Origin of the sequence: uncultured Roseibium sp., from assembly GCF_947499295.1 — a bacterium.
Taxonomy (GTDB): domain Bacteria; phylum Pseudomonadota; class Alphaproteobacteria; order Rhizobiales; family Stappiaceae; genus Roseibium.
The window spans coordinates 114,171-140,060 of record NZ_CANMNP010000009.1 but is presented as its reverse complement, the minus strand read 5'-3'; the positions used below and the strand labels follow the sequence as shown (position 1 = coordinate 140,060).

The window sequence follows — 25,890 nt, the reverse complement described above, 5'->3', positions numbered from 1 at the left end:
CAACTGCTATTGGCGGATTGAAGACACGAGTTTCTGGAGGGATGATGACTGTCAAAGTGGCCGATATGGACGGCTATACGTATGTGCCGGATGGAAAGATCGCTTTTATCGTCACCTATCTGGAAATGCTTCGTGCACCGGAAACTCCTATTGCCGCGCCTCGAGATGATATCAGGCTGCAGCGATGGACTGCGCCGGATCTTGACGACTATCGCGCTCTGTTCCGGCAGGTTGGCGAGGATTGGATCTGGTTTGGACGTCTGATCTATGACGATGACACTTTAAGCGACATGCTCAGCGAGCCGACGCGGGAAAACTACCTGCCGCTTCGAAATGGAAAGCCAATCGGCACTCTGGAACTCGATTTTGCCAACCCAGAAGAGCCGGAAGTCGCCTATTTCGGGCTGGTACCTGAGGCAATTGGCGGCGGGGCAGGGCGCTGGCTTATGGCGCAAGCGGTCGACATGGCCTGGGCACGGCCGCAAACCAAACGTCTTTGGCTCCACACCTGCACCGGAGACAGTCCGCAGGCCCTGAAGTTTTATATGTCCTGCGGCTACCGGCCCTACAAGCGCGCTGTTGAGATTGCCGATGATCCGAGGCTGCTGGGTCTTCACGGTAAAGAAAGAGCACCGCATATTCCGGTTATCGGCTAGCTGTTCCAGCCGTCTCGGCGCTCTTCGAATTTGAAGCGGATCACGCGCTGACCTTGACACGTTCCGGGAAGGCATTGGCGATCGACTGGCGGTTGGCATCGAGCACACCCCGTTCCGTGATCAACCCGGTGACAAGTCGTGCCGGTGTGACATCGAAAGCCGGATTGCCGACTGCAGAACCATCGGCGACGATGTTGATCGTCTCGATCGAACCGCGATCGGTGCGGCCAGTCATCTGGCTGACTTCGTTGCCGGCGCGCTCTTCTATCGGAATTTCCCGTACGCCATCAGAAAGCGAAAAATCGATGGTGGGTGAGGGAAGCGCGACAAAGAAGGGCACATTGTTGTCTCTGGCCGCGAGCGCCTTGAGATAGGTGCCGATCTTGTTACACACATCACCGGTTGCTGTCGTGCGATCCGTACCAGTGATGACAATGTCGACCTCGCCATGCTGCATCAGATGGCCACCCGCATTGTCGACAATCACGGTGTGCGGCACGCCATGGTGGCCGAGTTCCCAGGCGGTCAGAAACGCCCCCTGGTTTCTGGGCCGGGTCTCGTCGACCCACACATGGACCGGTATGCCGCTGTCATGAGACATATAGACAGGGGCTGTTGCCGTTCCCCAGTCGACAGTTGCCAGCCAGCCCGCATTGCAATGCGTTAGAATGTTGACCGGCTCGCCTTCACGTTTGGTCCGGGCAATGGCGGCAATCAATTCCATGCCATGCATGCCGATTGCCATGTTGATGGCAATGTCCTCGTCGCAGATATCGTTCGCCAGCGTAAAGGCTGCCTCCGTGCGCACTTCTGGAGCCACCTGAATGAGAGATTTGCGAGCCCGATCGAGCGCCCAGTGGAGATTGACTGCAGTCGGGCGGGTTTCCAGCAGGGCAGAACAAGCCGCGTGCAGGGCATCATCTGATGGGTCCGCGCGCATGGCCAAAGCAACGCCATAGGCAGCTGTTGCGCCGATCAGGGGAGCACCACGCACCTGCATCACACGGATTGCATGTGCAGCATCCTCCATCGTGTGCAGTTTCACGATTTCAAATGCGTATGGAAACTTTGTCTGGTCGATGATTTCGACCGAAGCACCGTCTGCCGCAAGCCAGATGGTCCGATACTTCTTGCCGTCCACATTCATCGCAACGTCTCCTTGAACCTGATGCGGATTGTTGTTGCATAACCCATGAACATGCCACGCGCCAGCACGCGCTTGCTGGCATCAGGGTTAAAAATCCCTTAAGCTTTGTTAACCATGTTCAGATCAATGCCGGTGGATAGCTGGTGGTAACGGCGTCAAGGCTGTTTCGCTCCGAAATGAGTCGGTTAAGACTTGATTCACCAATCGGCAGAAGCACGGAGTCAGGCGCCTCATGTCTGAAATGCAGGATAACGTAGTTCCACATACGCGCATGCGCTCGTTGCGCGATGCTATCCGGAAAGTTCAGCTCGGTGAAGTCGAGCGGTCCGATGTGGTGGTTGAGCTGCAGGAAACAGAGCGGGCCCGGCTCGATATGCTGGCCGATGAACTCAAGGACGTCTTCAAGGAAATCCCGGCAGACGACGACCAGTTTTCGCTTCAGATCATTTCAGGCTCGACACCGCGTCTTTGGATAGATGCAACAAGTCATGTCGTGGTTGGCGGCGATCGCCGGACCTATAGGTTTTTGAAGGATACCCGTCTCGGCAGGGTGGTCATTCTGGAAACGGCCAATATCGATGACATGGCGGATTGCCTGACAGAGTATATCGCCGAGCGCGTGCTTGAACGGGAAAAGGCACTGGAAGGCGACTGGCTCAACAATCGTCTACGCCAGGTGGCGCTCGATTCAAAAGTGGTGCGCGTCAAGGAGAGCCGCACACCCTGGCTGTCCGTCATTGGGGCATTTGGAATTGGACTTGCGGCAGGCGTGATCGGGCTGGTCGCCTTCGCCTGGTTTGCAAATCCTCTTTAACGCCTGAAAAACGTCGTCTATCGGGCGTTCGGGATGTTTATGTCCCTTTGTTCGAGCAGGCTTACCGGCTCGTGGGGAACATCGAAACCATGTTCCTCCATCCGGCAGGACCAGCCTTCATTTCGTTTTTCGATCGTGAACAAATTGTAGCGTGCCGGCCGGCTCCTGCCTCCCGGAGCGCTGGTCGCCGAGGGTACACCCACGACAGGAACGGGCCCGTGAGGGCCTTCGATCTCTTCGAAACTGTCTATGTGGGTGTGACCGTGCAGGATGAGTTCGGCTCCCGCTCTCTTGACGACTGCGCGCACGCGTGACGCATCTGAAAGTCTTTTGTGCCAGCGCGTGGCATGTTTGAAGGGCGGATGGTGCAACATGACGACCCGAAACAAGCCCTCGTTGCCGAGTTCTTCAAGAACGGCTCTCAATCGCTTGCTCTGTGCGCTGCCCACTCTGCCCGTTGCAAACCAGGGTGCACTGGCACGTCCTGTAGTGACGCCGATGAGCGCTATTTCACCGCGTTTGCGAACATAGGGAAAGGTTGCCCCGGACTTCGCCGACGGATCAGGCTCTTCGGTTGCCTGATCGCCGCACATATAGGGCCACCAGGCCGTTCGGGCCTTGCGAAATGCTCCGGGAACATAGGCGTCGTGATTGCCGGGAACGACAGATACCTTCGACGGTTCGCCGATCTCTTCCAGCCAGGCCCGTGCACCGGTTATCTCCAGCGGCAGCGCGATATTGACCAGGTCCCCGGTGACCGCAATGTGGTCAGGTGCCTGCGCTTTCATGTCCGTAACAAGCTGTTCCAGATAATTGGCGCCCATGATTTTCGATCGGTTCCGGTGCCAGTTCAGATACCCAAGAATGCGCTTGGAAAAGAGCTGGAGCAGCTTGGGATCCGGAAGCGGTCCAAGATGCGGATCCGAAATGTGGGCGAGCGTGAATTGCGACATGGGCGCGCATCTTCAAAGCAAAAGGCGCCGCGTCAAGCAAATAACGCAGCGCCTTTTCAAAAAGAAGTTTTTCTACGCCGGATCAGTTGCTCGTGAATGTGGTCAGAGCGGCAACAACGCGCGGGTTGCTGAGATCTACAGCGGGTTTCCACTGATAGTTGGAGTGACGACGGCGGCGTTTGCCGAATAGAGCGTTCAACATCGGAGTTTCCTTCAGGGGTCAGGCGGCCGGAATTGCGCTGCCTTCGAAATCATCATCTTGCCTGATATATAGGCACTCGCAGTTGCGATGAGGAGCGTTATTCTGACTGGGCTGCCTTGCACGCAATGCATGGGTTAACAGGGGGTAACTGCATGGTTCGCGAAGCTGAACGCCGGGTTCAGCCCGGCTGGACGGGTCGGCATTGAATGCTGAAGGTCCTTTCCTACCTGCCTTCAGGCTGGACCAAGCGCATGATCCAGGCGCTCGGGCTTGTCCGAAATCCCTACACGCTTGGTGTGCGAGTTCTGGTTCTCGATGCAAAGGAGCGGATCCTGTTGGTCCGGCACAGTTATCTGGAAGGATGGTATTTGCCGGGAGGTGGCGTCGACCGGGGCGAAACAATGGTCGAGGCGGCATGCCGGGAAGTTCTTGAAGAGGCAGGGATCTCGACTTCAGGTGAACCCGTGTTGATGAATGTCTACCTGAACGAGGAAGCAACGGGCAGGGATCATGTCGGGCTGTTTCTTGTTTCGGAATGGACTGAAGCCGAAAACTTCCTGAGCCCCAACGCTGAAATCGTTGAAGCGGCCTTTTTTGCGCCTCGAAATCTTCCGGCTGGTGTCACCTCGGCAACCGTTCGTCGTATTGAAGAATGGCTGGCCGGCGAAGGAACCGCCGTCAGCCGCTGGTGAAACCATCTGGCGTCTTTCGGGCAGTATCATGCCGCGGCCTTCAACCTGTCGCGATTGTGCGGGGCCAGAAAATCAAGGTCCGGGCCGACGGGTACAATCCTCGTCGGATTAACACTTTCATGCGAGCCATAATAATGTTGCTTGATCGTCGGCATATCGACGGTTTCGGCAACTCCAGACACCTGGTAAAGTTCCAGCAGATAGTTGGACAGGTTCGGATAGTCGGCAATGCGTCTGATGTTGCATTTGAAATGGCCAACATAGACAGCGTCGAAGCGCACCAGAGTGGTGAAAAGGCGCCAATCGGCTTCCGTTAGTTGTTCACCGGCAAGATACCGACGTGTCGAAAGTCGGTCTTCCAGGAAATCCAACGTATCGAACAACACCGTCACGGCCTCTTCATAGGCTTCCTGTGTCGTGGCAAAGCCGGACTTATACACTCCGTTGTTTAGCGTGTGGTAGATCCGCTCGTTGACTTCGTCGATCTCGGCGCGAAGCGCAGCGGGGTAAAAATCAAGTTTCGACCCGGTCAAATCATCGAACGCGGAGTTGAACATTCGAATGATTTCAGAAGACTCGTTGCTGACGATCGTATTTTGATGTTTGTCCCAAAGAATTGGCACCGTTGCACGGCCTGTATATGAAGGATCGGCTTTGGCATAGATGTTCCAAGCATATTTCGCCCCAGCCACCGGCTCGGTTTCGGCAAATTCCCAACCGTTTTCCAGCATCAGGGGCTGAACGGCGGAAAGCGATATGAGCTCGTCAAGGCCTTTCAGTTTGCGGAACACCATGGCGCGATGTGCCCATGGGCAGGCATAGGAAACAAAAAGATGATAGCGGCCTGCTTCAGCTTTGAAACCGCCTGTGCCTGTAGGACCAGCGGCACCGTCCGGTGTGATCCAGTTTCGAAATGAAGCATCCTTGCGCACGAATCGGCCACCGGTCGATTTCGTGTCGTACCACTGATCCGTCCAGACGCCGTCTACCAGCAAACCCATGTTCAACTCCTTTGTTTTCGCTGATGGATTAAGTCGTGCGTCCGACCGCAAAATCAATCGACTGAATGCTGTGTTCGGCAAGCGTGAACAATCTTCCGCATGGATGAATGGCAAAAAGCACTGGACCGGGAATGGCTTGCATGCTAACCGCTTTCCTCCATGAATTTGCAGCCGTCTCCGCAAAGGTCGACGGGCGCATGGCGAGACTGGGATCAATGACCACAGGTCTGACACTTCGACGACGAACCATCCGACGAGAATTCTCTCGTCCGCTTCGTCGCGTCTGACCAGATCCCGGATTTTCCAAGACAGATTGATAGACCGGTTTCTGGCAGCTGCGCTTTCTTGCAAGTTTGCCTGCCGGGAACCAATTCATGAAACAGACACCGTGGGTCATTCGGCCCGAAGACATCACAGATAACGATGCTATCGAAGCACTGCAGGCCGAAGCCTTCGGCCCGGGCCGGTTTGCGCGGACCGCGTTCCGCATCCGCGAAGGCGTGTCGCATCGGCCGGACCTCAGCTTCGTGGGGGTTGCCGGGTCGCAAGTGGCTGGGTCCATCAGGCTGTCCCCCATCCTTATCGGGGATGCTGACGCGCTTCTGCTTGGGCCGTTGACTGTCTCGCCAGATTTCAAGAACAGGGGGCTGGGCAAGTCTCTCATGCGCACGGCAATGGACGCTGCAGCCGCGGCCGATGACAGGGTGGTTCTTCTCGTCGGTGACGCTCCCTATTACAGTCCATTCGGTTTTCAGCAGGTCCCGTTCGGCCGCGTGACGCTGCCTGGGCCCGTTGATCCCGCACGGCTGCTGGTAGCGTTACTGAACGATGGCGACATGCCCCACGGCGGTGCGCGCGGTCAAGAACCCTAGCGGCCCTCGCGATACCAGGTCAGTGAAATGGCCCCCAGAAGCACCGCCAGGCCCAGTAGCCCGATCAAGAGCGGGTAGCGGTCCACGCCGTTTAGAACACTGGCTTCTGTGGTCTTCAGGCCAATCCAGCCATTTCCGGCATAGCTGGCTGACTGCTGCATAGAGACCACACGCGGAACATCCAGATCGCCGCCAATATCCCGCAATCGTTGCGTTGCACCGCCGGTGGCTTCACTGATCGGATCAAGCAAATCGGCGGTCGAAAGTACATCGGTGTATTCGCGCGGGTTCTGCGGTCCGACGTGGATGAGGGTGCTCATATCGCCTTCAGTCACGGTGAAGAGGCCAGTCTCCGTTACCGGTAGACTGCCGGTCCAAAGGCCGGGTTGTTGCTCGGTCAATGTGATGTCGGTCTGTTCGCCCGTCGGCGCAACGATCGTGGCATTGCTGACGCTCTCACCCAAAGTCTGCCGCTCGACAATCAGTTCCGATCCACGCATGGAAACGCTGAGCGCTTCTTCCTCAAGGTCCGGTTCCTGCATCAGCCAATGGGCCAAGCGGCGCAACAGCGGCACATGCGGTCCGCCGCCTTCAAAACCGCGCGCCCACAGCCACACGTGATCAGAGAGCAGCATGGCGACACGGCCTTCACCCTCCCGGTTCAACACCAACAGCGGGGTGTCGCTTGGGCCCGACATCAGGGTCTGACCCTTGTCGAGTTCGGTATCGACCGCACGGAACCAGCGGCTCCAAGCCGGCGGATCCTGCTCCGAGCCTGGCAAACCACGCGTAACGGGGTGACGTTCGCCCAGCTCGGCCAGCGTGGCGTGATAGGGCTGTTCCAAAACGGTTCCTGTCGGACGGGCGGGCAGGATTGGTGCAAGCGGTGTCCGGTAGAGGCTTCCGCCTTCCGCATAGTCGGGTCCACCTGCCAGAAGCACTGCGCCACCATCTTGAACGTAGCGGGCAATGTTGTCGAAATAGAGCATCGGCAGTACGCCGCGCCGGACATAACGGTCGAAGATGATCAGATCGAACTCGTCGATCTTCACTGAGAACAGCTCGCGGGTGGGAAAGGCAATCAGCGACAACTGGTTGATGGGCGTGCCATCCTGTTTTTCAGGTGGCCGCAGGATGGTGAAGTGGACCAGATCGACAGAAGCGTCCGACTTCAACAGGTTCCGCCATGTGCGTTCTCCCGCATGCGGCGACCCGGACACCAGCAAGACGCGCAGATTTTCCCGAATGCCGTCAATCGTCACCACAGCTCTGTTGTTCAAGGTGGTCAACTCGCCAGCGAGAGGTTCGGCTTCGAATTCGAAGATGTTGTCGCCTCCATGGGCGATCCCGACAGGGATGTCGATCTTTTCGCCGGTGCGTGCTGTTCTTTCGGTGATGACATCGCCGTCGCGTTTGACGGTGAGGCGAACTGCATCACCCGGCCCGGTGCCTTGCCCCTGATCGACGACCGTCAGACTGACCGTCTGTTCCGATCCCACAAGACCAAAACGGGGTGCCTTGTCCAGAACGATACGGCGGTCGCGTTCGTCGGCGGTTCCGGTAATCAGACCGTGCACAGGTGCGTCAAAACCGAGCGAGGCGGCGCTTTCCGGCAGATCGTGGATTTGCCCGTCGCTAATGATGATTGCGCCGCCGACCCTTTCAGGGGGAACGTCGGCCAAGCCGTTGGCGAGGGTCTGAAACAGTTCCGTGCCGTTGCCGGAGCCTGAGTTCCGGGCTTCCAGAACGCGCAAGTCGAAGCCGTTCAAGGCTTCAATCCGGTTTTGAATTTCTGCCGCCGTCTCGTCGGTTGTTGTCTCGCGTCCGGCCAGACGCTGGCTCTGGCTTTTGTCAACAACGAGCGCAACAACGCTGGAAAGCGGTTCGCGGTCTTCTCGCTCGATCGCCGGGTTGCCAAGCGCCAATAACAGCAAGGCCATTGCGATCCCCCGAAGGACCCAGCCTCGCAGGCTCAAGAAGCCGGAAAGGCTTGTGAGCAGAAGTGTAATGACGGCACCGGCAATCAGGGCCCACAGAGGCAAAAGCGGATCGAAGGAGAGTGACCAGACCATCAGTGCTCGCGAGACCTCATTGTCCTAGCCGCTCTAAAAGAGCAGGGATGTGAACCTGATCGGCTTTGTAGTTGCCAGTCAGGCTGTACATGACGATGTTCACGCCAGAGCGGAACGCATAATCGCGCTGTATCGGATTGTTGGGAACCGTCGGATAGACGAATTCACCGCTGTCCGAGATAGCCCAGGCAGCTGCGAAATCATTGCCGGTGATCAGAATTGGCGAAACGCCGTCACCTGCCCGGACCGGCCGGTCACCACGAGTCGCGGTTTCTTCTAAACTCTCAACCCACAGGGGGCTGGTCGCGTAGCGACCGGGAAAGGTCTCCAGCAGATAAAAAGCCTTGGTCAGAACATGGTCCTGCGGCACGGGCTCAAGCGGTGGGACGTCGAGATCTTCCAGAATTTCCCGCAATTTCAGTGTGGCCGGTGTCGACCCGAAGCCGGTTGTCGAAGCGTTGATGTGATCGCGAGTGTCGAACAAGATCGTGCCGCCATTGCGCATGAAAGTATCAATGCGTGCGATGGTTTGGTCGCCGGGCTTGTCCATGGCTGGATCGATGGGCCAGTAAAGCAGGGAATAGAAGGCTAGCTCGTCGCGAGCAATATCGACCGCAGCCGGTGGTCCGGGCTCCAGAGCCGTTCTCTCCGCCAAAAACTGGGTCAAACCGGACAGGCCCGAAGCGCTGGCATCATCAATTTCGGGATTGCCGGTCAGAACATAGGCAAGGCGGGTATCAAGCGTTGATTCCAGCGCCTGCAATTCCGATGAGGTCGACTGGGCATGAGCGTTTTGCGGCGCAATCCCGGCAAACGAGATCGCGGCAAGTGCGGTGACGATCGCCAGACCGGCGGTCCGGTTCCGTAGGCCAACGCGAGCCAACCCACCGGCCAAAAGGAAAACTGCAATCGCATCCACGATCATGAGAAGAAAGACCAGTGTGAAGAAAAGGGACCTCAGATCGAATGGGTCGGAGGCAGGATAAGGCACGGCTTCTGCCCGTTCGCCGAGAGCTGTCAGATCAAGCGTTTCCAGGCTATCCTCGCGTTGCAGCAGATTGAGAGCCCTGAAACCGTCCTCTGTGCCGTAGAGGCCAGGAGGGGTGCGGCGGCTTGCCAATGCTTCTCGGAAAACCGTGCTGTTTACCGGTGTGACTTCGACCGGCGGCGGACCGAAACGGCCGTATCCGTCCAGAAGGCGCAGTGGAGGCAGAACACTCTGGCTTGGTTGCCCGTCTTCTGCCGTCTCCGAGGCCGCGGCCACATTGGATACGGCCAGGATCCGGCGCAACATGTTCAAGAACACGCCCGACAGGGGCAAATTCGACCACGTCGAATCGGCTGTGACATGGAAAAGGACAACACTGCCGGCTCCTACAGGAGCTGCAGTCACGAGCGGCGTGCCGTCTTCCAGCATGGCCCAGGTTCTTTCCGGAAGTTCCGAAGTCGGCTCGGCGAGAACCTGGCGGGTCACGGTGACTTCTTCGGGCACCTTGAGGCCCGAGAAAGGTGATCCGTCGGGGAAGGCTGCCAGGTGCTGCGGCTGTTTCCAGGAGAGTGAACCGCCCAGTGACCGGTCACCAGCGCGAAGGCGGACCGGGATCAGGTCGTCACTGCCGCCAGCAGTGCGCGGGCCGGCAAAGCGCACCAGCGTGCCGCCGTTTTCAACCCAGTCGCGTAACGTGTCAGCGGTTGTGTCCGGCAGCCGGCCGACATCGGCAAGCACGAGCACGGATATGCCCTGATCGATCAGTCCTGGAACGGCTTCGGCAATATCCGCGTCACGTGGGCGGCGAATGTCTGAGAAGGGTGCAAGCGCCCGTTCAAGATAATAGACGGGTGAGAGCAATGGCTGATCAAGATCGCCGGATTGTCCTGAAATCAGTCCTACTGTCCGGCGCCGCCAGCTGTCATCCACAAGTTGCACCGCACCAGCTGCGGCTTCGCCTGCAATCTCCACGCGCGCAATATCGTTTCGCAGTTCCGTCGGGAGTTCAAATCGTGCTTCTGTTTCCGTTGCATCGGGTTCGAAGGTCGCCTGAACTTCGCCGAGCACCAGTCCCTTGAGATCAAGCGCTCGAACAGTGGCGGTTCCCACTTTCTGGTCCGGGTGCCTGACAACCTTGAGCGCCAGGGCCTCGGCATCGTTGGTAAGATCTTTAAGACCCATTGGCGTATCCAGCCCCGACATCACCGTCACAGGGACTGCGCCGATAATCTGCGCAAGATCTGACAAAAACGCGCCGTTGGTTTGGGTGTTGTCGGAAAGCCAGACTACCGCGCCAGGCGGAGTTTCTTGTGCAGACTTTCGCAAGCCGATGCTCAGTTCGCTGCGCCTTGGAGGATAGGGCCGAGGTTCCAGAGCCCGCAGCCTTTCAAGCGCACTCGCAGCTGCTTCCGGTACAAAGCTCTGACCGGGACCATCGGCTGTTGCCGCGAAAAGCACGGGCTGTCCGTCCTGGGACGCGGTGTTGAGGATCTGTTCGGCGGCACTAACTTGTGCATCCCAGCCGTTTGCTGAAGTCCAGCCATTGTCGACCAGCAGCCACAAGACACCATCCCCGGTCGCGACCGGTTCTGACGAACGCCAGATCGGCCCGGCAAGGGCAATGATCAAAAGCGCGGCCAGCAACAAACGCAAAAGTGTCAGCCACCACGGGCTGCGTTGAGGCGTTTCCTCGTGCTGATCAATGTTCAAGAGCAGCCGAGTGGGCGGAAACTGGATCTCGCGCGGGCGCGGGGGGGTGAGCCGCAAAAGCCACCAGATGACCGGCAGCAGGGTAAGGGCTGCCAGTATCCACGGCGCGGTAAACGTCAGGGGCAGGCCTGCAAACACGGCTCAGACGCCTCCTTTCTGCATCACATCAAGCGCACCGGACAGGGCGCTATGCAAAACCAGCAAAGGCTCGGATGCCGGCCGGTCGGTATGATGTAGAACATAGGTCCATCCGGCTCGCCGCGCCATATCCCGAATTTCCGCCCGATGGGCCTCCAACCGCTTGTGATAGTCCTCGCGCCAGTTTTCCGCGCGGCCTGCGGTCAGCCGGATGCCTTTCTCCGGGTCGGTAAACTCGATCCTGCCATCGAATGGAAAGGTCTCTTCAATTGGGTCGAGCACCTGAACCAAATGTCCGCGCGCGCCGGTGCTGGCCACTCTGGCAATCCATTCCGCAATCTCGTCTATGGGATCGAGGAAGTCTGAGACCAGAACCACATCGGCAAATCTTTTGATAGACATAGTGTCCGGAAGTGCCACGGGTTTTGAAAGGTGAGCGAGCGCATCTGCGAGACGTTCTGCCGCCCGCCGGTCCGAGAAGGGCCGCGTCAGACCGGGAAGGCCGATGCGTTCGCCTGTTTCGGCCAGCATGTCGGCAAGGGCTAGCATCAACACGATAGCCCGGTCGCGCTTGTTGACGTCAGAAAGGCGTGAGCGAAACACCATGGAAGATGAAAGGTCCGACCAGAGCCAGACGGTGTGGGCTGCCTCCCATTCCCGTTCGCGCACATAAAGATGGTCGTCCCGGGCAGATCGCCGCCAATCAATTCGTTTTGCCGGTTCGCCCATATTGAAGGGGCGAAACTGCCAGAAGCTTTCACCCGGTCCCGCACGGCGGCGGCCGTGCCAACCGGCGATGATCGAGCTTGCGACATGGCTGGCTTCGACAAGAAGATCCGGTAACGCGTCGGCAACAGACCTGGCTTCGCCAATCACGTTCGGCCAGGTCGTCTGGTCTATGCCTGTCGTATTGTTTCCGGATTCCATTCAGTCTGGCTCCCGCGAGAGAAATGATCTGATCAGGCGATAGAGTCCTTCACCCGTCTAATGACATCGCGCACGGTGTGTCCGTCTGCCCGTGCTGCGAATGTGAGAGCCATTCGGTGTTGCAGAACAGGTTCGGCAAGAGCCAGCACGTCGTCAACGGACGGGGCGAGGCGACCATCTACGAGCGCGCGTGCGCGAACTGTCAGCATGAGTGCCTGGCTGGCGCGCGGGCCGGGGCCCCAGGCGATCAAATCCGTGACACCGGAATTGGCTGATCCCTCGTCCGGCCGGGCGGAACGCACCAGCTTGAGAATGGCTTCAACAACCGACTCTCCAACGGGCATTCGGCGCACAAGTTGCTGATAGTCCATCAGCTCTTCCGCTGTCATGGCGACCTGGGCTTCGGCCTGGTCGGCGCCTGTTGTTTCCAAAAGGATACGCCGTTCTGCTTCCAGGTCGGGATAGTGCACGTCAATCTGCATGAGGAACCGGTCGAGCTGTGCTTCGGGCAGCGGATAGGTGCCTTCCTGTTCAAGCGGGTTCTGAGTGGCCAACACGTGGAAAGGACGCGGCAGAACGTGCGGGTGACCCGCAACCGTGACATGATATTCCTGCATTGCCTGCAGCAGCGCGGATTGGGTTCTGGGGCTGGCACGGTTGATTTCGTCAGCCATCAGGAGCTGAGAGAAAACCGGGCCAGGAATGAAGCGGAAGGACCGGCCACCATCGCTGCTTTGCTCCATGACCTCCGCGCCGAGAATGTCCGAGGGCATCAGGTCCGGAGTGAACTGGATGCGCCGGGCATCAAGGCCCAGGACAGTTCCAAGCGTTTCCACCAGCTTGGTTTTTGCCAAACCCGGCACACCAACCAGCAAACCGTGTCCACCGGCCAGAATGGTGACGAGCGATTGCTCAACAACCGTTTCCTGGCCGAAAATGACGCGGGCGATATCAGCCTTTGCATCGCTGATGCGATTGACCGCACGCTCGGCACTTTCCGCGACCGCGGCGAGGTCTGCTTCTGTTGGGCTGGAGGGGGAAACAACGCTCATGAATCACCTTTCCCGTAACTTCTTTAAACTCCGGTCAAATCACATGCCGGGTATGAATGCTCATTCGTCAGGAGTTGCTGCGACTCAAGCAGTCTGACACCATATAAATGAGTAGATAAGGCGCAATTGTGCGCCATACAGAGGAAAGGTCCAAGATTCTTTCCTTGGCCTGGGGAAAAGCTTGTGACTACTTCCCCGGTTCAACCGGATTGGAACGGATGAGCGTCAACGGGAATTGTCAAAAATCCCGGTGTTGATGCAAAGGCAACTTAAGGACTTTCTGCAAATGGCGGATGGAGCAAAAACTGTTGGCCAGGGAATGCCCGAGGGACTGAAAGCCCTGATGAGCCGCGCTGACAAGACTGGCCGATCCTTGCCGCCGGTCGACAAGTGGAACCCGCCGTTTTGCGGTGATCTTGATATCCGTATTGCCCGCGACGGAACGTGGTATTACCTCGGTTCGCCGATTGGTCGGCAGGCGCTTGTCAAACTGTTCGCCTCAGTGCTTCGAAGGGATGAGGACAACAAGCACTATCTGGTCACACCGGTTGAGAAGATCGGTATCACCGTCGAGGACGCCCCCTTCCTGGCCGTCGAGCTGGCGGCTGAAGGAACTGGTGAAAACCAGGTGTTGACGCTTCGGACAAATCTCGGTGATCTCGTCGAGGCTGGCCCCGACCATCCCTTGAGATTTGAAAAAGAACCGGACAGCGGCGGCTTAAAACCCTATGTACATGTCAGAGGCCGGCTGGAAGCGCTGTTTACGCGGGCGCTGATGTATCAGCTGGCAGATATGATGGAAGAACGGGGCAGTGATAGTGAAACTGAGCTGGGGATCTGGAGCGGAGGTGCTTTTTTTGCGTTGGAGCCCGACCTCTTGCGCGGATCTGAAGAGCACTGAACCGCAGATGGGCTGTCTGACTGCATGACCGCGTCTTCGTTGAACCATATTTTGCCCTGTGCGGATATCACCGAATTGTTGCAGCAGCGTCTTTCGCTGGCAGAGAGTGACAATGCGGACAAGGACACGGGTGACCATGTTCTGAACCCTGATCTTGGGCCGTACGCACGCTGGGAGGGGCCTCCGCGCGATGCCGCAGTGCTGATCGGCATCCTGCCGCGCGACGACGGGCCGAGCGTTGTCCTGACACAGCGTACCGGACATCTGAAATCGCATGCAGGGCAGGTTGCCTTTCCGGGTGGAAAAATCGACCCGACCGATGCCGGGCCTGTTGAAGCGGCACTGCGTGAAGCAGATGAAGAGATCGGCTTGAAGCCTGATAGTGTCGCACCGATCGGGCGGCTGTCCCCCTATCTGACCGGGTCCGGTTACCGGGTTGTTCCCGTGATCGGAATGATCGGTGCCGATACCGCGTTTCGTGCAAACCCTGATGAAGTCGAAGACGTCTTCGAAGTGCCTTTCGGCTTTCTGATGGATCCTGGCAACCACATCAAGCAAAGCCGCGTGTGGCAGGGTAAACGACGTTATTTTTATGAGATGCCTTACGGCGAACGATACATCTGGGGTGTTACCGCCGGTATCATCCGGTCCCTTTACGAAACGGTTTATGGCTAATGCTACGTGTTTTTCTTACCCACCTTCTGTTGTTCCTTTTGCCCTTCTTCGCCTATGCACTTTGGCTTTGGCTGAGCAACAAGAAAGATCGGCCGGGCAATTGGTCCAAAGGCCCTATCGCCTGGCTGACATTGACAGGTCTGGTTCTCGTTGTCGGCGGCCTTGTGGGCATGGCTTCCTACAATCAGGCACCGGAAGGAGCCAGTTGGAGGCCGTCTGAAATGCGCGACGGTCAATTTGTTCCAGGCCGATATGAATGAAAAAATGGCGGTGAATGTTGACAACATTTTCCGGCAGGCAGACTGGCTTCGGTCGCAAGGCATCCAGAATGTTTTTGCAGCTGTTGAGCAGGATGGAGATCAGGCCCGGGTGGTTGGCGGCGCTATTCGCAACACGTTGCTGGATCATCCGGTTCCCGATATCGATATTGCCACGACCGCTCGGCCCCAGGACGTCATAGGGCGTGCTGAGGCCGCAGGTCTCAAGCCAATCGCGACCGGGATCGATCACGGCACGATTACGGTTGTCAGTGATGGCGTTCCCTATGAGGTGACCACACTTCGCGAGGACGTGGAAACGTTCGGTCGGCAGGCCAGGGTCGTCTTCGGAAGGGACTGGGTCAAGGATGCCAAGCGGCGCGATTTCACACTCAATGCGCTTTACGTTGACCGGCACGGGTTGCTACACGACCCGCTTGGTGGGCTCGATGACTGTTTAAGCCGACGCATCAGGTTCATCGGCGATCCGGATCAGCGCATTCGGGAAGACTTTCTGAGGATCTTGCGGTTCTTTCGCATTTACGCGGCCTATGGTGCCGGCGAAATGGATGAGGCCGGATTAGGGGCATGCCTGCGTCAACGCGAGGGGCTGAGGCATCTTTCAGCTGAGCGCATCGGTCATGAAATGCGCCGCCTTCTTCGAGCGCCATTGGCCGCACGTGCACTTCGCCTTATGAACGATTGTGGACTTTGGGAGATTGCGACGGGCGGTCTTGCACGGATCAACGACTTCGATGCATTGCGTAGCCTTGAGGATCAGGCTTCGGAGGTGCTTGATCCGGAAGTTGGTCTGGTGGTGTTGGCAGGTTTCGTGCACGAGGATCTGGAACGTATCTGTGATCGATTTCGTCTCTCTAATGCGGAGCGCAAACGCATGAAAACAGCCTGGGAGGCGATGAAATGCCTCCGACAGGCCGATGTCTTCCCATCCTGCCAGGTGCTGTTGTATGACTTTGGCCGGCAGGGAGCAGTCGATGGACTGCTTGTCAGGTGGGCCTCCTTGCTGGCGCAAAGTCAGGCTGATGGATCCGGCTTTGAGACCAGACTGACCGGTCTGCGCACAACAGAAGTGCCGAAGTTTCCTCTCAAAGGTGCCGACCTGATCGCGTGCGGTCACGCACCAGGGCCATCTCTTGGCGACTTGCTTAATCAGCTTGAAATCAGATGGCGGGATAGTGGATTTTTGCTCGGCAAGGACGAACTGATCAGGATTTTGCCGTCCAGGCCGTAGCAAGCGCCGGATCTGAGCTATTTAGCGCTTTTTAAAGCAAATACCGGCAATATGACCTTAGAAACTTCATCAATCTTGTGATGGCGTAACCGCATGACGATTGTCTGCCGGTTCTAGATGAGGCCGTAATGGAAATTGTTCTGATCTCGGATGGTCCGCTCCCGATGGAGTCACCGGTCAGGCGGTTGCCGTTGTTTTTTCATGCCCGTCTGATCGACATGGACAAGGTGTCACCAGGGACGGTCGGTGAGGGCAAGATCGCAATCGTGGAGTTACTTGACGCAACCGATGCTGGATTGATTGCGCTGAAGGCGGCATGGGGCAGCATTGCCGCGATCCCGGTTATCTGTTTCGTTGCCAGGAAAAACCGCCGGGAAGTGATCCAGGCCGGAGCCCTTGGAAAGTCTGAGATGCTGGACCGGGAGACGCCTTTGGCGCTCATCCTGCGCCGGCTTACTTCACTCACGCAAAAGGATATTGCGGAGGATCTGCCTGCACGGATGCCGCAGAAAACCGTCGAGGCTTACAAGAAGGGCAATGTCTTTCTGGAAAACATGTGTCTTGCAAGCGCTGAAGGTACAAAGATCCCGGTCAGTGTGTTGAAGACCAGCGCAAGCGAAATCTTCAATGCGATGTTGCAGGAAGGTCTGTCCTTCTGGATGGAGGCAGTCAATTCGCACCATAGCCCAACCTATAGTCATTCCTTGAAAGTTGCCGGTCTGGCCGGAATGTTTGCCAACCATCTGGGCTGGTCGAAAGGGGAATGCGAAGAGGTGGTTGCCGGTGGTCTGGTGCATGACATCGGAAAAACGCGCATTCCGCTCTCTATCCTGGACAAGGCCGACAAACTGACGGAAAAGGAGCGGGCCATCATTGACAAGCATCCTTCATACGGCCGGGAAATTCTGAAGCCGCGGCTTGAACTGCCGATCGATATCAAGAAGATGGCGATCCAGCATCATGAGTATCTGGATGGAACCGGGTATCCCGATGGTCTGAAGGGCGAGAGGATCTCGCTCAAGGTTCGGCTCATTACGATCTGCGACATCTTCACGGCATTGACGGAAGAACGAGCCTACAAAGAAGGCCTTCCAGCGCGGACTGCAATTTCAATGCTGCAGGATATGGGGCCGAAGCTGGATCAGAAGATGGTGTCCGCATTTGCGCGCATGCTGCTCGACAATGGCTTTGGAGCGCTCAACCGCTCTGAACAGAAAGTACGCCGGGGTTCGGCCGCCTAGGGTACATCCAGCAAGCGATGCATCATTTTATGTATGTGCTCTAGAGATCAGGGCCATTTCACCACGGGTGGCATGGAAGAAAGAATAGAAGCGACATTGCCACCGGTCTTGAGCCCAAAAATCGTTCCACGGTCGTAGAGCAGATTGTATTCTACATATCGGCCGCGCCGGATCAGCTGTTCTTCCCGCTCTTCTTCGCTCCAGGGTTTTTCAAAGTTTCGGCGCACCAGTTCTGGATAGACCGACAGAAAGGCCAACCCAACATCCTTGGTGAAGGCAAAATCCGCGTCCCAGTCTCCGCTATGCAGGTAGTCATAGAAGATGCCGCCTATGCCACGCGCTTCGTTGCGGTGTTTCAAATAGAAATAGTCATCGCACCAGGCCTTGTAGCGCTGATAGTCTGCGACGTCATGCGCATCGCAAGCTCCTTGCATGGCTTCATGGAACGACACGGTATCCGGGTCTTGCTGCGTGCGCCGCAGGTCGAGGACCGGGGTGAGATCCGCGCCACCGCCGAACCACTGACGTGTTGTCACAACCATTCTGGTGTTCATGTGGACGGCGGGCACATGAGGATTGTGCATGTGCGCGATCAGGCTGATGCCGGACGCCCAGAACCTGGGATCTTCGCTTGCGCCAGGGATCTGGCCACGAAATTCCGGTGAGAACTCTCCGTGGACAGTCGAGATGTGCACACCAACCTTTTCGAAAACTCGGCCGTGCATGAGCGACATGACACCGCCACCACCCTTTGCTCCGGTGCTGTCGGTGCGCTCCCAGGGTGTCTGCTTGAAGCGGCCCGCGGGTTGGCCCGAAAGTGGGCCGCTCTTTTCGCCGATTTCGTCTTCCAGGTCTTCAAATGCCTTGCAGATCCTGTCTCTGAGTTGCCGAAACCAGAATGGCGCGTCCGCCTTCTTCTGATCGATGCCGTCCGGGATGGGTCCGCCACGGTTTTCCGGTGAAGGTGCGTTCATGAATTTGGCCCTGTCTGGTTGACGGCTGACTGGTGCTGACTTCAGGAAGTAGCGTCGGAGAGGTTTTTAGGAAATGTGCCTGTCTGTCGCAAGGCTTCACCAAGAGCCATACCTGCTGATACGGCGACATTCAGGGAGCGCATGCCTTCGGCCATCGGAATGATGATGCGGGCGTCGGCATTTGCATGCACATCATCGGGAACCCCGCTGCTTTCGCGGCCCATCAGCAAAATGTCGTCGTCTTTGAAGTCGAACGCGGTGTAGGGCGTTGCGGATTTCGTTGTCAGAAGCACGAGGCGCGCACGTCGCTCGGTGCGCCAGGCTTCAAACTCGGCAAACGAAATGTGCCGCGTCATGGCTGCACGCTCAAGATAATCCATCCCGGCACGCCTGAGTGCACTGTCAGAAATAGGAAAGCCCGCCGGCTCTATCAGGTGGACTTTCGTGTTCAGGCAGGCTGCCAATCGCAAAATGGTTCCCGTATTTTGCGGAATATCAGGCTGATAAAGGGCAATGTCGGGCATTTGTTCCAGGTCTCTGGGGCAGCGGGGAAGGGTGATTAACAGCTGTAGTCTGTTTTGTCATGCGACTGCGAGCTTATCGGTTTCGATTTTGTCCGGGCCATGTGACAGACAGGCGCGTAGGATATCAAACAGATTCGCGCCCGGCCCATGGAGTGCCTCGTTGTCCCCGCTCTTTCGCATCTTTGAATCCTGGATCGATCCATTTCGGCCCGCACCTGACAAGGATATCCCGAAGGGCGGCGTCGCTGCGCTTGTCTACTTCGTCTCCCAGGTGCGCTGGCCATTTGTGGCCATGCTCGTTCTCGGCGGGTCAGCTGCGTTTATCGAAGTATCGATCTTCAATTTTCTGGGTGAGATCGTCGATCTTATGGAAACCGGAAACAGGGAAACCTTTTTCAGCGATCATTTTTGGACGCTGCTCGGCATGGTCTTCGTGGTTCTTGTCGTGCGTACGTTGAACAATTCACTAATGGCGCTACTGGAAGAGCAGACCATCGTACCGGGCTTTTTCAATCTGGTTCGATGGCAGAGCCATAAGCGCGTGATGAAACAGAGCCTCAGCTATTTCCAGGACGATCTGGCGGGCCGGCTTTCGCAAAAGGTCATGCAGTCGGGCATGTCCGCCGGCGACTTTATGATCAACCTTCTGCAGGTTGCCTGGTTCATTGTCGTTTACGCGCTCACCACACTGATACTTGTCGCGGATCTTGATATCAGGCTGGGCGGCATTGTCTTGATTTGGCTCGTGTGTTTCGCCGTGACCGCTCGGTATTTCGTCCCGCGCATACGCGATGCCTCCAGAGCAGTAGCCAACAGCTATTCTGGTGTGACAGGAAGGCTGGTCGACACATACACCAATATTCAGTCAGTCAAACTTTTCGGTTCAACGCTCACAGAGAACCGAGGAGCGCGGGCGGCGGTTGAGGCCTTCATTGCAAAACTGACATCGTTTACGAGGCTGTTGACCTCCATTCGGATTGTCATGAGCGTGATCAACGGTGTCATGATTGTTGCGATTACCGCGATGGCGCTGAAAATTTGGCAGGACGGAGGAATTAGCACCGGGCATGTCGCCTTCGCGCTCAGCCTGATCCTGCGTCTCAATATCTTGTTGAACCGTTTCTTCAATCAACTGAACGGTCTGTTCCGGCATTTCGGTTCCCTGCAGGACAGCATGGAGACCGTTGTCAAGCCGATTGCCCTGTCCGATCGGCCGGATGCACCGCATTTGACCGTTTCTGAAGGCAAGGTTCAATTTGAGGGCATCCGTTTCCACTATGGCAAGAAGGGTGGCGTGATCGATCATCTCAATCTGAACATTGCCCCAGGAGAACGGGTTGGATTGGTTGGACCGTCTGGAGCCGGCAAGACAACTCTGACAAGCCTCCTTCTCCGCTTCTTCGACGTAGAGGCGGGTCGTATTCTGATTGACGGCCAGGATGTTCGGGACGTCACTCAGGATTCTGTGCGACATGTTATTGGCATGGTCACGCAAGACCCCTCACTGCTTCACAGATCGATCCGCGAAAACATTCTCTACGGCAGGCCCGATGCCAGCGAGGCAGAGCTCGCGGAAGCCACCAAACGGGCCCACGCTTTCGAATTCATTCAGTCTTTGGAAGACCAGCGTGGCCGCAAGGGATTTGATGCCTTCGCGGGAGAACGGGGTGTCAAACTGTCTGGTGGCCAAAGGCAGCGTATCGCAATTGCCCGAGTGTTGCTGAAGGATGCGCCGATCCTTGTTCTGGACGAGGCAACGTCCGCACTCGATTCTGAAGTGGAGGCTGCCATACAGGAAAACCTCCAGGGGTTGATGGCAGGCAAAACGGTCATTGCAATTGCGCATCGCTTGTCGACGATTGTGGCAATGGATCGGCTGATTGTCATGGACAAGGGCAGGGTTTTACAGGAAGGAACGCATGAGATGCTGTTGGCTGACGATGACGGCCTCTATGCCAAACTGTGGCGTCGGCAATCAGGCGGCTTTCTCATTGAAGAGCCGCAAACCGGCTGATCCCCGGTCAACGGGTTGTGTTGGAGCCAAAGAATCATGGGCTGATCTGGTGTCTGGCAGTTCGCGTACAAGGAGCTCAAAACTTCAGAGGTCTCGATGCTCCAGAACGTTATCGCCTATTTTGCAACCGCTCTTGTTTTCCTTGGGGTGGATTATGTGTGGTTGTCGCAGGTGGCGACACGGTTCTATTTCGATCGAATTGGCCATCTCCTGATGGACAAGCCGAACATGGCGGCGGCAGGCGCTTTCTACATTATCTATATAGTAGGGATTGTTATTTTCGCTGTCGCGCCAGCTCTCAAGAGTGAGAGTCTTATGACCGCAATCATTTACGGGGCATTGTTCGGCTTCTTTACTTATGCGACCTATGATGTAACCAATTATGCCACTTTGAAAAACTGGCCTGTTATTGTGGTCGTTGTCGATGTTTCATGGGGGACTGTTTTGTCTGCTTTCTCCGCTGGTATGGGTTACATTCTCACGCGTCTGGTTACTTGATCAGAGATGTTGGGCTTCTTTGGTGTGTAAGTATTAGTTCTCATCTTGGGTCGTTACTGAATTTTTACGTGCAAGTCGGTAGTATCTCGCTCATGAGGTGATTGGGCGCGATCCCGCGGTCCACCGTCGCCTGCTGAATTTCAATCGGGGAAGTAGCGTGACACTCTCAATAAAGGGCCGGTTTGTCGCAATGGTCTTCACGGCCGCTGCGATCATGATGGCTGGCACTGCATTTGCGTTCTATGTGTTTCGGCAAGCGCTGTTGCAGGAAATTGGAACAAAGACCGGAGCAGAGCAGTTCTTGTCCGGTAATGTCGTCTCAAAGATCGACACTCTTATTTTCGACCAGATGATCACGATCGGGCTGGTCGTTTCACCGGTTGGCCTGGCATTTCTCGGCATTGCCGTGGTGCTTGCGCTGGGCATCGCGCGGCCCCTTCGCCGCCTTCAAAACGGGCTCGACAAACTGTCTGAAGGCGAACTCGATATCCGGATTGATGGGGAAAATCGAACGGACGAGATTGGTAAGATTGCGAGATCGGTGACCGGATTTCGAGCCAATCTGGTCGAGAAGGCACAAGAGCAGGCACGGCAGGACCAGGCACATCAGGATGCGATGAGCCAGGAAAGAAAAGCGCTGATGCAAGATGTTGCCGATGATTTTGAAAAGTCGGTAATCGGTGTTGTCGCCGGCCTGACGAAAGCTGCGGGCAGCGTTGAAAACAATTCTGCCCAGCTGAGCGAAGCTGTGAATTCCTCACTGGTTGCCGTCAATGAAGTGTATCAGGCGACTTCGGAGGCGGGCGGTTCTGTCGACTGCGTTACGGTATCGGCTGAACGTCTTTCCAGCTCGCTGCTTCGGGTCCGTGAAGATGTCGATCAGGCGACTGAAATTGCAAGCGCTGCTGTTGAGGAGGCACGAAAGACCGATGAAGTTGTCGGGCGGCTTTCTGAGACTGGACGTGCGATTGGAGAGATTGTTGAACTTATCAGCCAGATCGCAAGTCAGACAAATCTTCTGGCTTTGAACGCCACGATTGAGGCTGCACGTGCAGGCGAAGCAGGGCGTGGTTTTGCAGTTGTTGCAAATGAAGTCAAAGCTCTGGCTGAACAGACCACAAAGGCGACGGAAGATATTTCTGCGCAAGTGACTTCCGTGCAGGAAGTGGCCGAACTTTCCGAGGGAGCGATCAGGTCGATTGCAGCAACAATCGGGCGCGTGAGTGAAATTTCCGGAAAGATCCGGGATGCCGTGGAGGAACAGTCAGCGGCAAGCCAGGACATAGGTGACAATGCAATGGCGGCGCGAAGCAGTTCAGAACTTGTCACAGCCAACGTCAACACCTTGAGTAGCGTGATGAACATCAGCCAGAGTGCTACCGAAGAGATGTTGTCGGCTGCATCCGAACTCGGCAACTACTCAGATAGCCTTCAATCGCAAGTCGGCCAATTTCTCCAGAGTGTCAGGGCCGTCTGACTTTACTTGCGATCTATAGAGTTTTCCTAGTTAAAATTGACAGTATTTAAGTAAATCTGCGCTCTTTTAGAGATTGGTTCAGGATTGATGCCTTACACTAATGCGGAGCATATTTTGAATCGAAGAAAACCATGGCAGAGATCTTGGCGTCGCCGCCAGCGCAGTATCTGATTTTCTGCTTGGGAGCGGTTGTCGTGTTCCTCGTCGCCTATCGATTGGGAACGCGGAAGCCTGCGCTTCCCGAGGCGGAGAGCCTGTCTGGTTTCGGAAACGATACCGCCATCCTGCAGCTTGTCGTCGAGCATGTTCATGAAGGCCTGGTCATGCAGGATATTTATGGGCGTATCGAGTGGTCAAACCCTGCCTATTCCCGCATAACAGGCTACAGCTCAGAAGAAATTCGGGGACGACGACCGCAAGAATTCATTCTGCCCGACGAAAAACAGCTGCCTGCTGAAGAGATCGACAACTTCAAGTACGACCTGACCCGATTTCAGTCCGGTGTCGAGGAGCTGATCATGAATCAGCGCAAGAATGGCGAGATATTCTGGAACCAGCTGACCTTTGCCGTGGTCGATGGTGCAACGCCGGACCAGACGAAAATCATCCTGATCTGCCGCGATGTGACAACTCAGGTTGAGCACGTCAAAGAACTGGAAGATGCGCGGAACAGGCTGAAATTCCAGGCAGAGCATGACGATTTGACCGGCGTTGCCAACCGCTCGAAACTGTCGACTTATTTGCAGGAGCTCGTGCAGGAGAAAAACGGGTCTGGCCGGAAGCTCGGGATCATCCAATTTGATCTCGACCACTTCAAGGATATCAATGACAACCACGGTCACAGTGCAGGTGACGCCGTCTTGCGGCACGCCGCCAAGGTTCTGCAAGCAGCTGTCGGCGACAAGGGGCTGGTGGCGAGGATCGGCGGCGACGAGTTCATTGCGGTGATACCGGAACCAAGCGGTGCGGATGAGCTGGACAGTCTTGGCAAGAAGATCATGAGCGGCCTTGAACGGCCGATCACCGTGGACAGGCATAATTTGCGTGTGGCTGGCAGCGTCGGGCTGGTTCTGGCCGACACCGCGAAGGTCAGTGCGTCGGCACTCATAAACTGGGCCGATATCGCTCTTTATGAAGCCAAGAAGACCGGCCGTGGCCGGGTCGCCTGGTACTCGGATGCTGTCGGCGCGACACACCGCCACCGCCGAATGGTTATGGCGCAACTCGACCAGGATCTGGAAAACGGCAATCTGACACTGCTGATGGAGCCTCAATACTGTTTTCGCGAGAGCAAAATAGTGGGCTACGAAGTTTATGCGCGTTGGCTTCACCCGAGTGAAGGTCTTGTTGACCCCGTCAAACTGCTATCGATCCAGGAAGACCAGAAACGCATAGCAAGGATCGAAATGTTCGCCTTGAAGCGCGGGCTTGCGGAGATCCGTAACCTGCGAGAGGTTTCAAATTCGCCCTTCACCATGGCGCTCAACCTGTCTCAGGCGAGTTTCAAATCTCCGGGCTTTATTGATGAGCTTCAAAAACTGAGCTGCGACAAGGGCATCCCGCTTGAAGCGCTTATCGTGGAACTCGATGAGAAAATCATCCGTTTCGACGAAAAAGATGGGCTTATTGACGCGATAGAAGCGCTGAAAGGGATTGGCTGCAAGGTCGCCATTGATCGATTTGGCGGCGGGCATGGTGGTGCTGGCCAGTTGTTGCATGTTGCGGCCAATGTGATGAAAGTCTGCCCGGACCTCGTTGCTGGTCTGGAAGCCAACTGCGAGCGGCATCAGCTTGTACAGTCCGTTCTTCGGCTTGCGGATCAATTCGGACTGGAAACTGTCGCAGTCGGTGTGGATACGTCACGGCAGGTCGATGTCCTGAGAGAGCTTGGATGCAAGCAGATCCAGGGCAGCGTGGTTTCCGTTCCCGTGTCTCCGCGGGAGGCGGAAATGCACGTGATGACATTCGAGCTGGAAGAAAGCGCTCATTCCGATTTGGCCATTGCCAAAGGGTGATCCGGCGCTCTGGCAGCGTGCCGGAGAAGGGGTGGTCAGATCTGTGTCTCATCCGCAACAGTTGCGTTGATCGTGCACTGAAATGACGGATTTTCACTTCCCAATCGATGCAAAAGCGGGTACCTGTTTTTTCAGTCAGCTCCTAGAAGTTGACTCATTCCCAAGTCACAAGTGGCTTCCCCGCCACGCAACCAGGAGGGCCTACATGATAGATCATTGCATGATCCACCCATTTGCCGCCCTTGAGGGTTGCCCAGGGATTACTGTCCGCCTCCGTTAGCGACGCGCTCAGTCCTCATTCATAGTTCCAAGATCTGCGGTGACCGGCACAAGCCGATCCAATGCTGCATACGCTGTCGATGTATGTCCGCCGTCACCAGTGACAAATCCCATTTCGGAGACGATCCGATGTCAGTCCAATTCACACCGGACCTGGCCGCATTGGCAGGCCGTCCGGATTTCGAGGTGTCCCCTCCCGAAGAACCGGATCCCGGTATTCTTGTGCGGTTGAAAAGGACAGCTGCCTCCGCAGCTCTTTTCCTGGGCACTACATTTGCAGTTGCCGGGCTGTTTTTCATCCCGGTGCTCTTTTTCAACCTGAGCCGGATTGAGGCTCTGGAAATCGCAGGTCAGCAACTCACCGTGACCGCGTTCCTGGGTCAGTTGGGTGCGCTTTTCTGGGGCACTTTTGTCCTGGCTCTGGCCTTTACAAGTTTCGTTGCCAGCATGCTCATATTTGCATCTGGCCGATTGATACGCCCGTATTCGAGACCGGTCGGACAGGAAGATGCCATGGCGCATTTGACTGTGTTACGGTTGAGCGGGTCTGAGAGGTGAT

Annotated in this window: 23 protein-coding genes; 14 read left to right on the top strand and 9 right to left on the bottom strand. The window is 56.5% G+C overall.

Annotated features, from left to right (window positions below; translation table 11 throughout):
• Positions 1 to 44 precede the first annotated feature (44 nt).
• Positions 45 to 656 (top strand): GNAT family N-acetyltransferase, encoded by a 612-nt coding sequence (locus Q0835_RS15695; RefSeq protein WP_298962772.1) that lies wholly within the window; start codon positions 45 to 47, stop codon positions 654 to 656.
• 40 nt (positions 657 to 696) lie between these two features.
• Here the strand turns inward: Q0835_RS15695 and mtnA are convergent, their stop codons facing one another.
• On the bottom strand, positions 697 to 1,803 hold the full coding sequence (gene mtnA, locus Q0835_RS15690) for an S-methyl-5-thioribose-1-phosphate isomerase (protein ID WP_298812624.1): 1,107 nt from the start codon (positions 1,801 to 1,803) through the stop codon (positions 697 to 699).
• 232 nt (positions 1,804 to 2,035) lie between these two features.
• Here mtnA and Q0835_RS15685 point away from each other — a divergent pair, with 232 nt between their 5' ends.
• Positions 2,036 to 2,617 (top strand): hypothetical protein, encoded by a 582-nt coding sequence (locus tag Q0835_RS15685; RefSeq protein ID WP_298812622.1) that lies wholly within the window; start codon positions 2,036 to 2,038, stop codon positions 2,615 to 2,617.
• A gap of 17 nt (positions 2,618 to 2,634) precedes the next feature.
• Here the strand turns inward: Q0835_RS15685 and Q0835_RS15680 are convergent, their stop codons facing one another.
• Positions 2,635 to 3,570, bottom strand: a complete 936-nt coding sequence (locus tag Q0835_RS15680) for a metallophosphoesterase (RefSeq protein ID WP_298962769.1) — start codon at positions 3,568 to 3,570, stop codon at positions 2,635 to 2,637.
• Between the two features lie 408 nt (positions 3,571 to 3,978).
• On the opposite strand from Q0835_RS15680, the gene Q0835_RS15675 reads away from it, so the two are divergent.
• The gene (locus tag Q0835_RS15675) at positions 3,979 to 4,464 is read left to right on the top strand and encodes an NUDIX domain-containing protein (RefSeq protein ID WP_298962766.1); all 486 of its coding nucleotides are present in this window, start codon (positions 3,979 to 3,981) and stop codon (positions 4,462 to 4,464) included.
• 26 nt (positions 4,465 to 4,490) lie between these two features.
• Here Q0835_RS15675 and Q0835_RS15670 read toward each other — a convergent pair whose 3' ends face one another.
• Complete coding sequence (locus Q0835_RS15670) at positions 4,491 to 5,465, bottom strand: glutathione S-transferase family protein (protein WP_298962763.1); 975 nt, start codon at positions 5,463 to 5,465, stop codon at positions 4,491 to 4,493.
• 374 nt (positions 5,466 to 5,839) lie between these two features.
• Here Q0835_RS15670 and Q0835_RS15665 point away from each other — a divergent pair, with 374 nt between their 5' ends.
• Entirely contained in the window at positions 5,840 to 6,337 is a 498-nt protein-coding gene (locus Q0835_RS15665; RefSeq protein WP_298962760.1) for an N-acetyltransferase, read from the top strand.
• On the opposite strand, the gene Q0835_RS15660 is transcribed toward Q0835_RS15665, so the two are convergent.
• The 4 genes from Q0835_RS15660 to Q0835_RS15645 are packed head-to-tail and all read right to left on the bottom strand — an operon-like array spanning position 6,334 to position 13,224.
• The gene (locus Q0835_RS15660; RefSeq protein ID WP_298962758.1) at positions 6,334 to 8,409 is read right to left on the bottom strand and encodes a hypothetical protein; all 2,076 of its coding nucleotides are present in this window, start codon (positions 8,407 to 8,409) and stop codon (positions 6,334 to 6,336) included. The two genes, Q0835_RS15665 and Q0835_RS15660, sit on opposite strands and share 4 nt — an antisense overlap.
• 16 nt (positions 8,410 to 8,425) lie before the next feature.
• Positions 8,426 to 11,245, bottom strand: coding sequence for a DUF4159 domain-containing protein (locus tag Q0835_RS15655; protein ID WP_298962755.1), 2,820 nt, complete (start codon positions 11,243 to 11,245; stop codon positions 8,426 to 8,428).
• A 3-nt stretch (positions 11,246 to 11,248) separates the two neighbouring features.
• Positions 11,249 to 12,172 carry a DUF58 domain-containing protein gene (locus Q0835_RS15650; protein ID WP_298812606.1) on the bottom strand — a complete coding sequence of 308 codons (924 nt, stop codon included), beginning with the start codon at positions 12,170 to 12,172 and terminating at the stop codon, positions 11,249 to 11,251.
• A gap of 32 nt (positions 12,173 to 12,204) precedes the next feature.
• On the bottom strand, positions 12,205 to 13,224 hold the full coding sequence (locus Q0835_RS15645) for a MoxR family ATPase (protein ID WP_298812605.1): 1,020 nt from the start codon (positions 13,222 to 13,224) through the stop codon (positions 12,205 to 12,207).
• Between the two features lie 319 nt (positions 13,225 to 13,543).
• Here Q0835_RS15645 and Q0835_RS15640 point away from each other — a divergent pair, with 319 nt between their 5' ends.
• The 5 genes from Q0835_RS15640 to Q0835_RS15620 all read left to right on the top strand — a co-directional run bounded on the left by Q0835_RS15640 (position 13,544) and on the right by Q0835_RS15620 (position 17,550).
• Positions 13,544 to 14,125, top strand: coding sequence for a DUF1285 domain-containing protein (locus Q0835_RS15640; RefSeq protein ID WP_298962907.1), 582 nt, complete (start codon positions 13,544 to 13,546; stop codon positions 14,123 to 14,125).
• Between the two features lie 24 nt (positions 14,126 to 14,149).
• A complete protein-coding gene (locus tag Q0835_RS15635) occupies positions 14,150 to 14,800 on the top strand; it encodes a CoA pyrophosphatase (RefSeq protein ID WP_298962753.1) in 651 nt (216 codons plus the stop codon).
• Positions 14,800 to 15,060, top strand: coding sequence for a DUF6111 family protein (locus tag Q0835_RS15630; RefSeq protein WP_298812602.1), 261 nt, complete (start codon positions 14,800 to 14,802; stop codon positions 15,058 to 15,060). The genes Q0835_RS15635 and Q0835_RS15630 overlap by 1 nt, the downstream gene beginning before the upstream one ends.
• A 4-nt stretch (positions 15,061 to 15,064) precedes the next feature.
• Positions 15,065 to 16,309 carry a CCA tRNA nucleotidyltransferase gene (locus Q0835_RS15625; protein ID WP_298962750.1) on the top strand — a complete coding sequence of 415 codons (1,245 nt, stop codon included), beginning with the start codon at positions 15,065 to 15,067 and terminating at the stop codon, positions 16,307 to 16,309.
• Positions 16,310 to 16,437: 128 nt separating this feature from the next.
• Entirely contained in the window at positions 16,438 to 17,550 is a 1,113-nt protein-coding gene (locus Q0835_RS15620) for an HD domain-containing phosphohydrolase (RefSeq protein ID WP_298812598.1), read from the top strand.
• Positions 17,551 to 17,597: 47 nt separating this feature from the next.
• Here the strand turns inward: Q0835_RS15620 and hemF are convergent, their stop codons facing one another.
• Both hemF and Q0835_RS15610 read right to left on the bottom strand, forming a co-directional pair.
• Positions 17,598 to 18,524 carry an oxygen-dependent coproporphyrinogen oxidase gene (gene hemF, locus Q0835_RS15615; RefSeq protein ID WP_298962749.1) on the bottom strand — a complete coding sequence of 309 codons (927 nt, stop codon included), beginning with the start codon at positions 18,522 to 18,524 and terminating at the stop codon, positions 17,598 to 17,600.
• 41 nt (positions 18,525 to 18,565) lie between these two features.
• On the bottom strand, positions 18,566 to 19,048 hold the full coding sequence (locus Q0835_RS15610) for a tRNA (cytidine(34)-2'-O)-methyltransferase (protein ID WP_298812592.1): 483 nt from the start codon (positions 19,046 to 19,048) through the stop codon (positions 18,566 to 18,568).
• Positions 19,049 to 19,208: 160 nt separating this feature from the next.
• Between Q0835_RS15610 and Q0835_RS15605 the strand changes: the two genes are divergently transcribed.
• The 5 genes from Q0835_RS15605 (at position 19,209) to Q0835_RS15585 (ending at position 25,889) form a co-directional block, all read left to right on the top strand.
• A complete protein-coding gene (locus Q0835_RS15605) occupies positions 19,209 to 21,062 on the top strand; it encodes an ABC transporter ATP-binding protein (protein ID WP_298962746.1) in 1,854 nt (617 codons plus the stop codon).
• A gap of 96 nt (positions 21,063 to 21,158) precedes the next feature.
• Entirely contained in the window at positions 21,159 to 21,560 is a 402-nt protein-coding gene (locus Q0835_RS15600) for a DUF2177 family protein (protein WP_298812586.1), read from the top strand.
• Positions 21,561 to 21,717: 157 nt separating this feature from the next.
• Positions 21,718 to 23,037 carry a HAMP domain-containing methyl-accepting chemotaxis protein gene (locus tag Q0835_RS15595; RefSeq protein ID WP_298962743.1) on the top strand — a complete coding sequence of 440 codons (1,320 nt, stop codon included), beginning with the start codon at positions 21,718 to 21,720 and terminating at the stop codon, positions 23,035 to 23,037.
• Between the two features lie 131 nt (positions 23,038 to 23,168).
• Entirely contained in the window at positions 23,169 to 25,052 is a 1,884-nt protein-coding gene (locus tag Q0835_RS15590; RefSeq protein WP_298962740.1) for an EAL domain-containing protein, read from the top strand.
• 408 nt (positions 25,053 to 25,460) lie between these two features.
• Positions 25,461 to 25,889: a hypothetical protein gene (locus Q0835_RS15585; RefSeq protein ID WP_298962737.1), complete on the top strand. Its 429-nt coding sequence runs from the start codon at positions 25,461 to 25,463 to the stop codon at positions 25,887 to 25,889.
• Position 25,890: the final 1 nt, after the last annotated feature.

Bases quoted from the DNA above. Each gene is read 5' to 3' on its own strand.
- Q0835_RS15645 (WP_298812605.1), bottom strand. From the start codon at position 13,224: ATGAGCGTTGTTTCCCCCTCCAGCCCAACAGAAGCAGACCTCGCCGCG.
- Q0835_RS15665 (WP_298962760.1), top strand. From the start codon at position 5,840: ATGAAACAGACACCGTGGGTCATTCGGCCCGAAGACATCACAGATAAC.
- Q0835_RS15585 (WP_298962737.1), top strand. From the start codon at position 25,461: ATGTCAGTCCAATTCACACCGGACCTGGCCGCATTGGCAGGCCGTCCG.
- mtnA (WP_298812624.1), bottom strand. From the start codon at position 1,803: ATGAATGTGGACGGCAAGAAGTATCGGACCATCTGGCTTGCGGCAGAC.
- Q0835_RS15620 (WP_298812598.1), top strand. From the start codon at position 16,438: ATGGAAATTGTTCTGATCTCGGATGGTCCGCTCCCGATGGAGTCACCG.
- Q0835_RS15685 (WP_298812622.1), top strand. From the start codon at position 2,036: ATGTCTGAAATGCAGGATAACGTAGTTCCACATACGCGCATGCGCTCG.
- Q0835_RS15695 (WP_298962772.1), top strand. From the start codon at position 45: ATGACTGTCAAAGTGGCCGATATGGACGGCTATACGTATGTGCCGGAT.
- Q0835_RS15675 (WP_298962766.1), top strand. From the start codon at position 3,979: ATGCTGAAGGTCCTTTCCTACCTGCCTTCAGGCTGGACCAAGCGCATG.
- Q0835_RS15635 (WP_298962753.1), top strand. From the start codon at position 14,150: ATGACCGCGTCTTCGTTGAACCATATTTTGCCCTGTGCGGATATCACC.
- Q0835_RS15670 (WP_298962763.1), bottom strand. From the start codon at position 5,465: ATGGGTTTGCTGGTAGACGGCGTCTGGACGGATCAGTGGTACGACACG.
- Q0835_RS15610 (WP_298812592.1), bottom strand. From the start codon at position 19,048: ATGCCCGACATTGCCCTTTATCAGCCTGATATTCCGCAAAATACGGGA.
- Q0835_RS15660 (WP_298962758.1), bottom strand. From the start codon at position 8,409: ATGGTCTGGTCACTCTCCTTCGATCCGCTTTTGCCTCTGTGGGCCCTG.
- Q0835_RS15680 (WP_298962769.1), bottom strand. From the start codon at position 3,570: ATGTCGCAATTCACGCTCGCCCACATTTCGGATCCGCATCTTGGACCG.
- Q0835_RS15590 (WP_298962740.1), top strand. From the start codon at position 23,169: ATGGCAGAGATCTTGGCGTCGCCGCCAGCGCAGTATCTGATTTTCTGC.
- Q0835_RS15650 (WP_298812606.1), bottom strand. From the start codon at position 12,172: ATGGAATCCGGAAACAATACGACAGGCATAGACCAGACGACCTGGCCG.
- Q0835_RS15630 (WP_298812602.1), top strand. From the start codon at position 14,800: ATGCTACGTGTTTTTCTTACCCACCTTCTGTTGTTCCTTTTGCCCTTC.
- hemF (WP_298962749.1), bottom strand. From the start codon at position 18,524: ATGAACGCACCTTCACCGGAAAACCGTGGCGGACCCATCCCGGACGGC.
- Q0835_RS15600 (WP_298812586.1), top strand. From the start codon at position 21,159: ATGCTCCAGAACGTTATCGCCTATTTTGCAACCGCTCTTGTTTTCCTT.
- Q0835_RS15625 (WP_298962750.1), top strand. From the start codon at position 15,065: ATGGCGGTGAATGTTGACAACATTTTCCGGCAGGCAGACTGGCTTCGG.
- Q0835_RS15640 (WP_298962907.1), top strand. From the start codon at position 13,544: ATGCCCGAGGGACTGAAAGCCCTGATGAGCCGCGCTGACAAGACTGGC.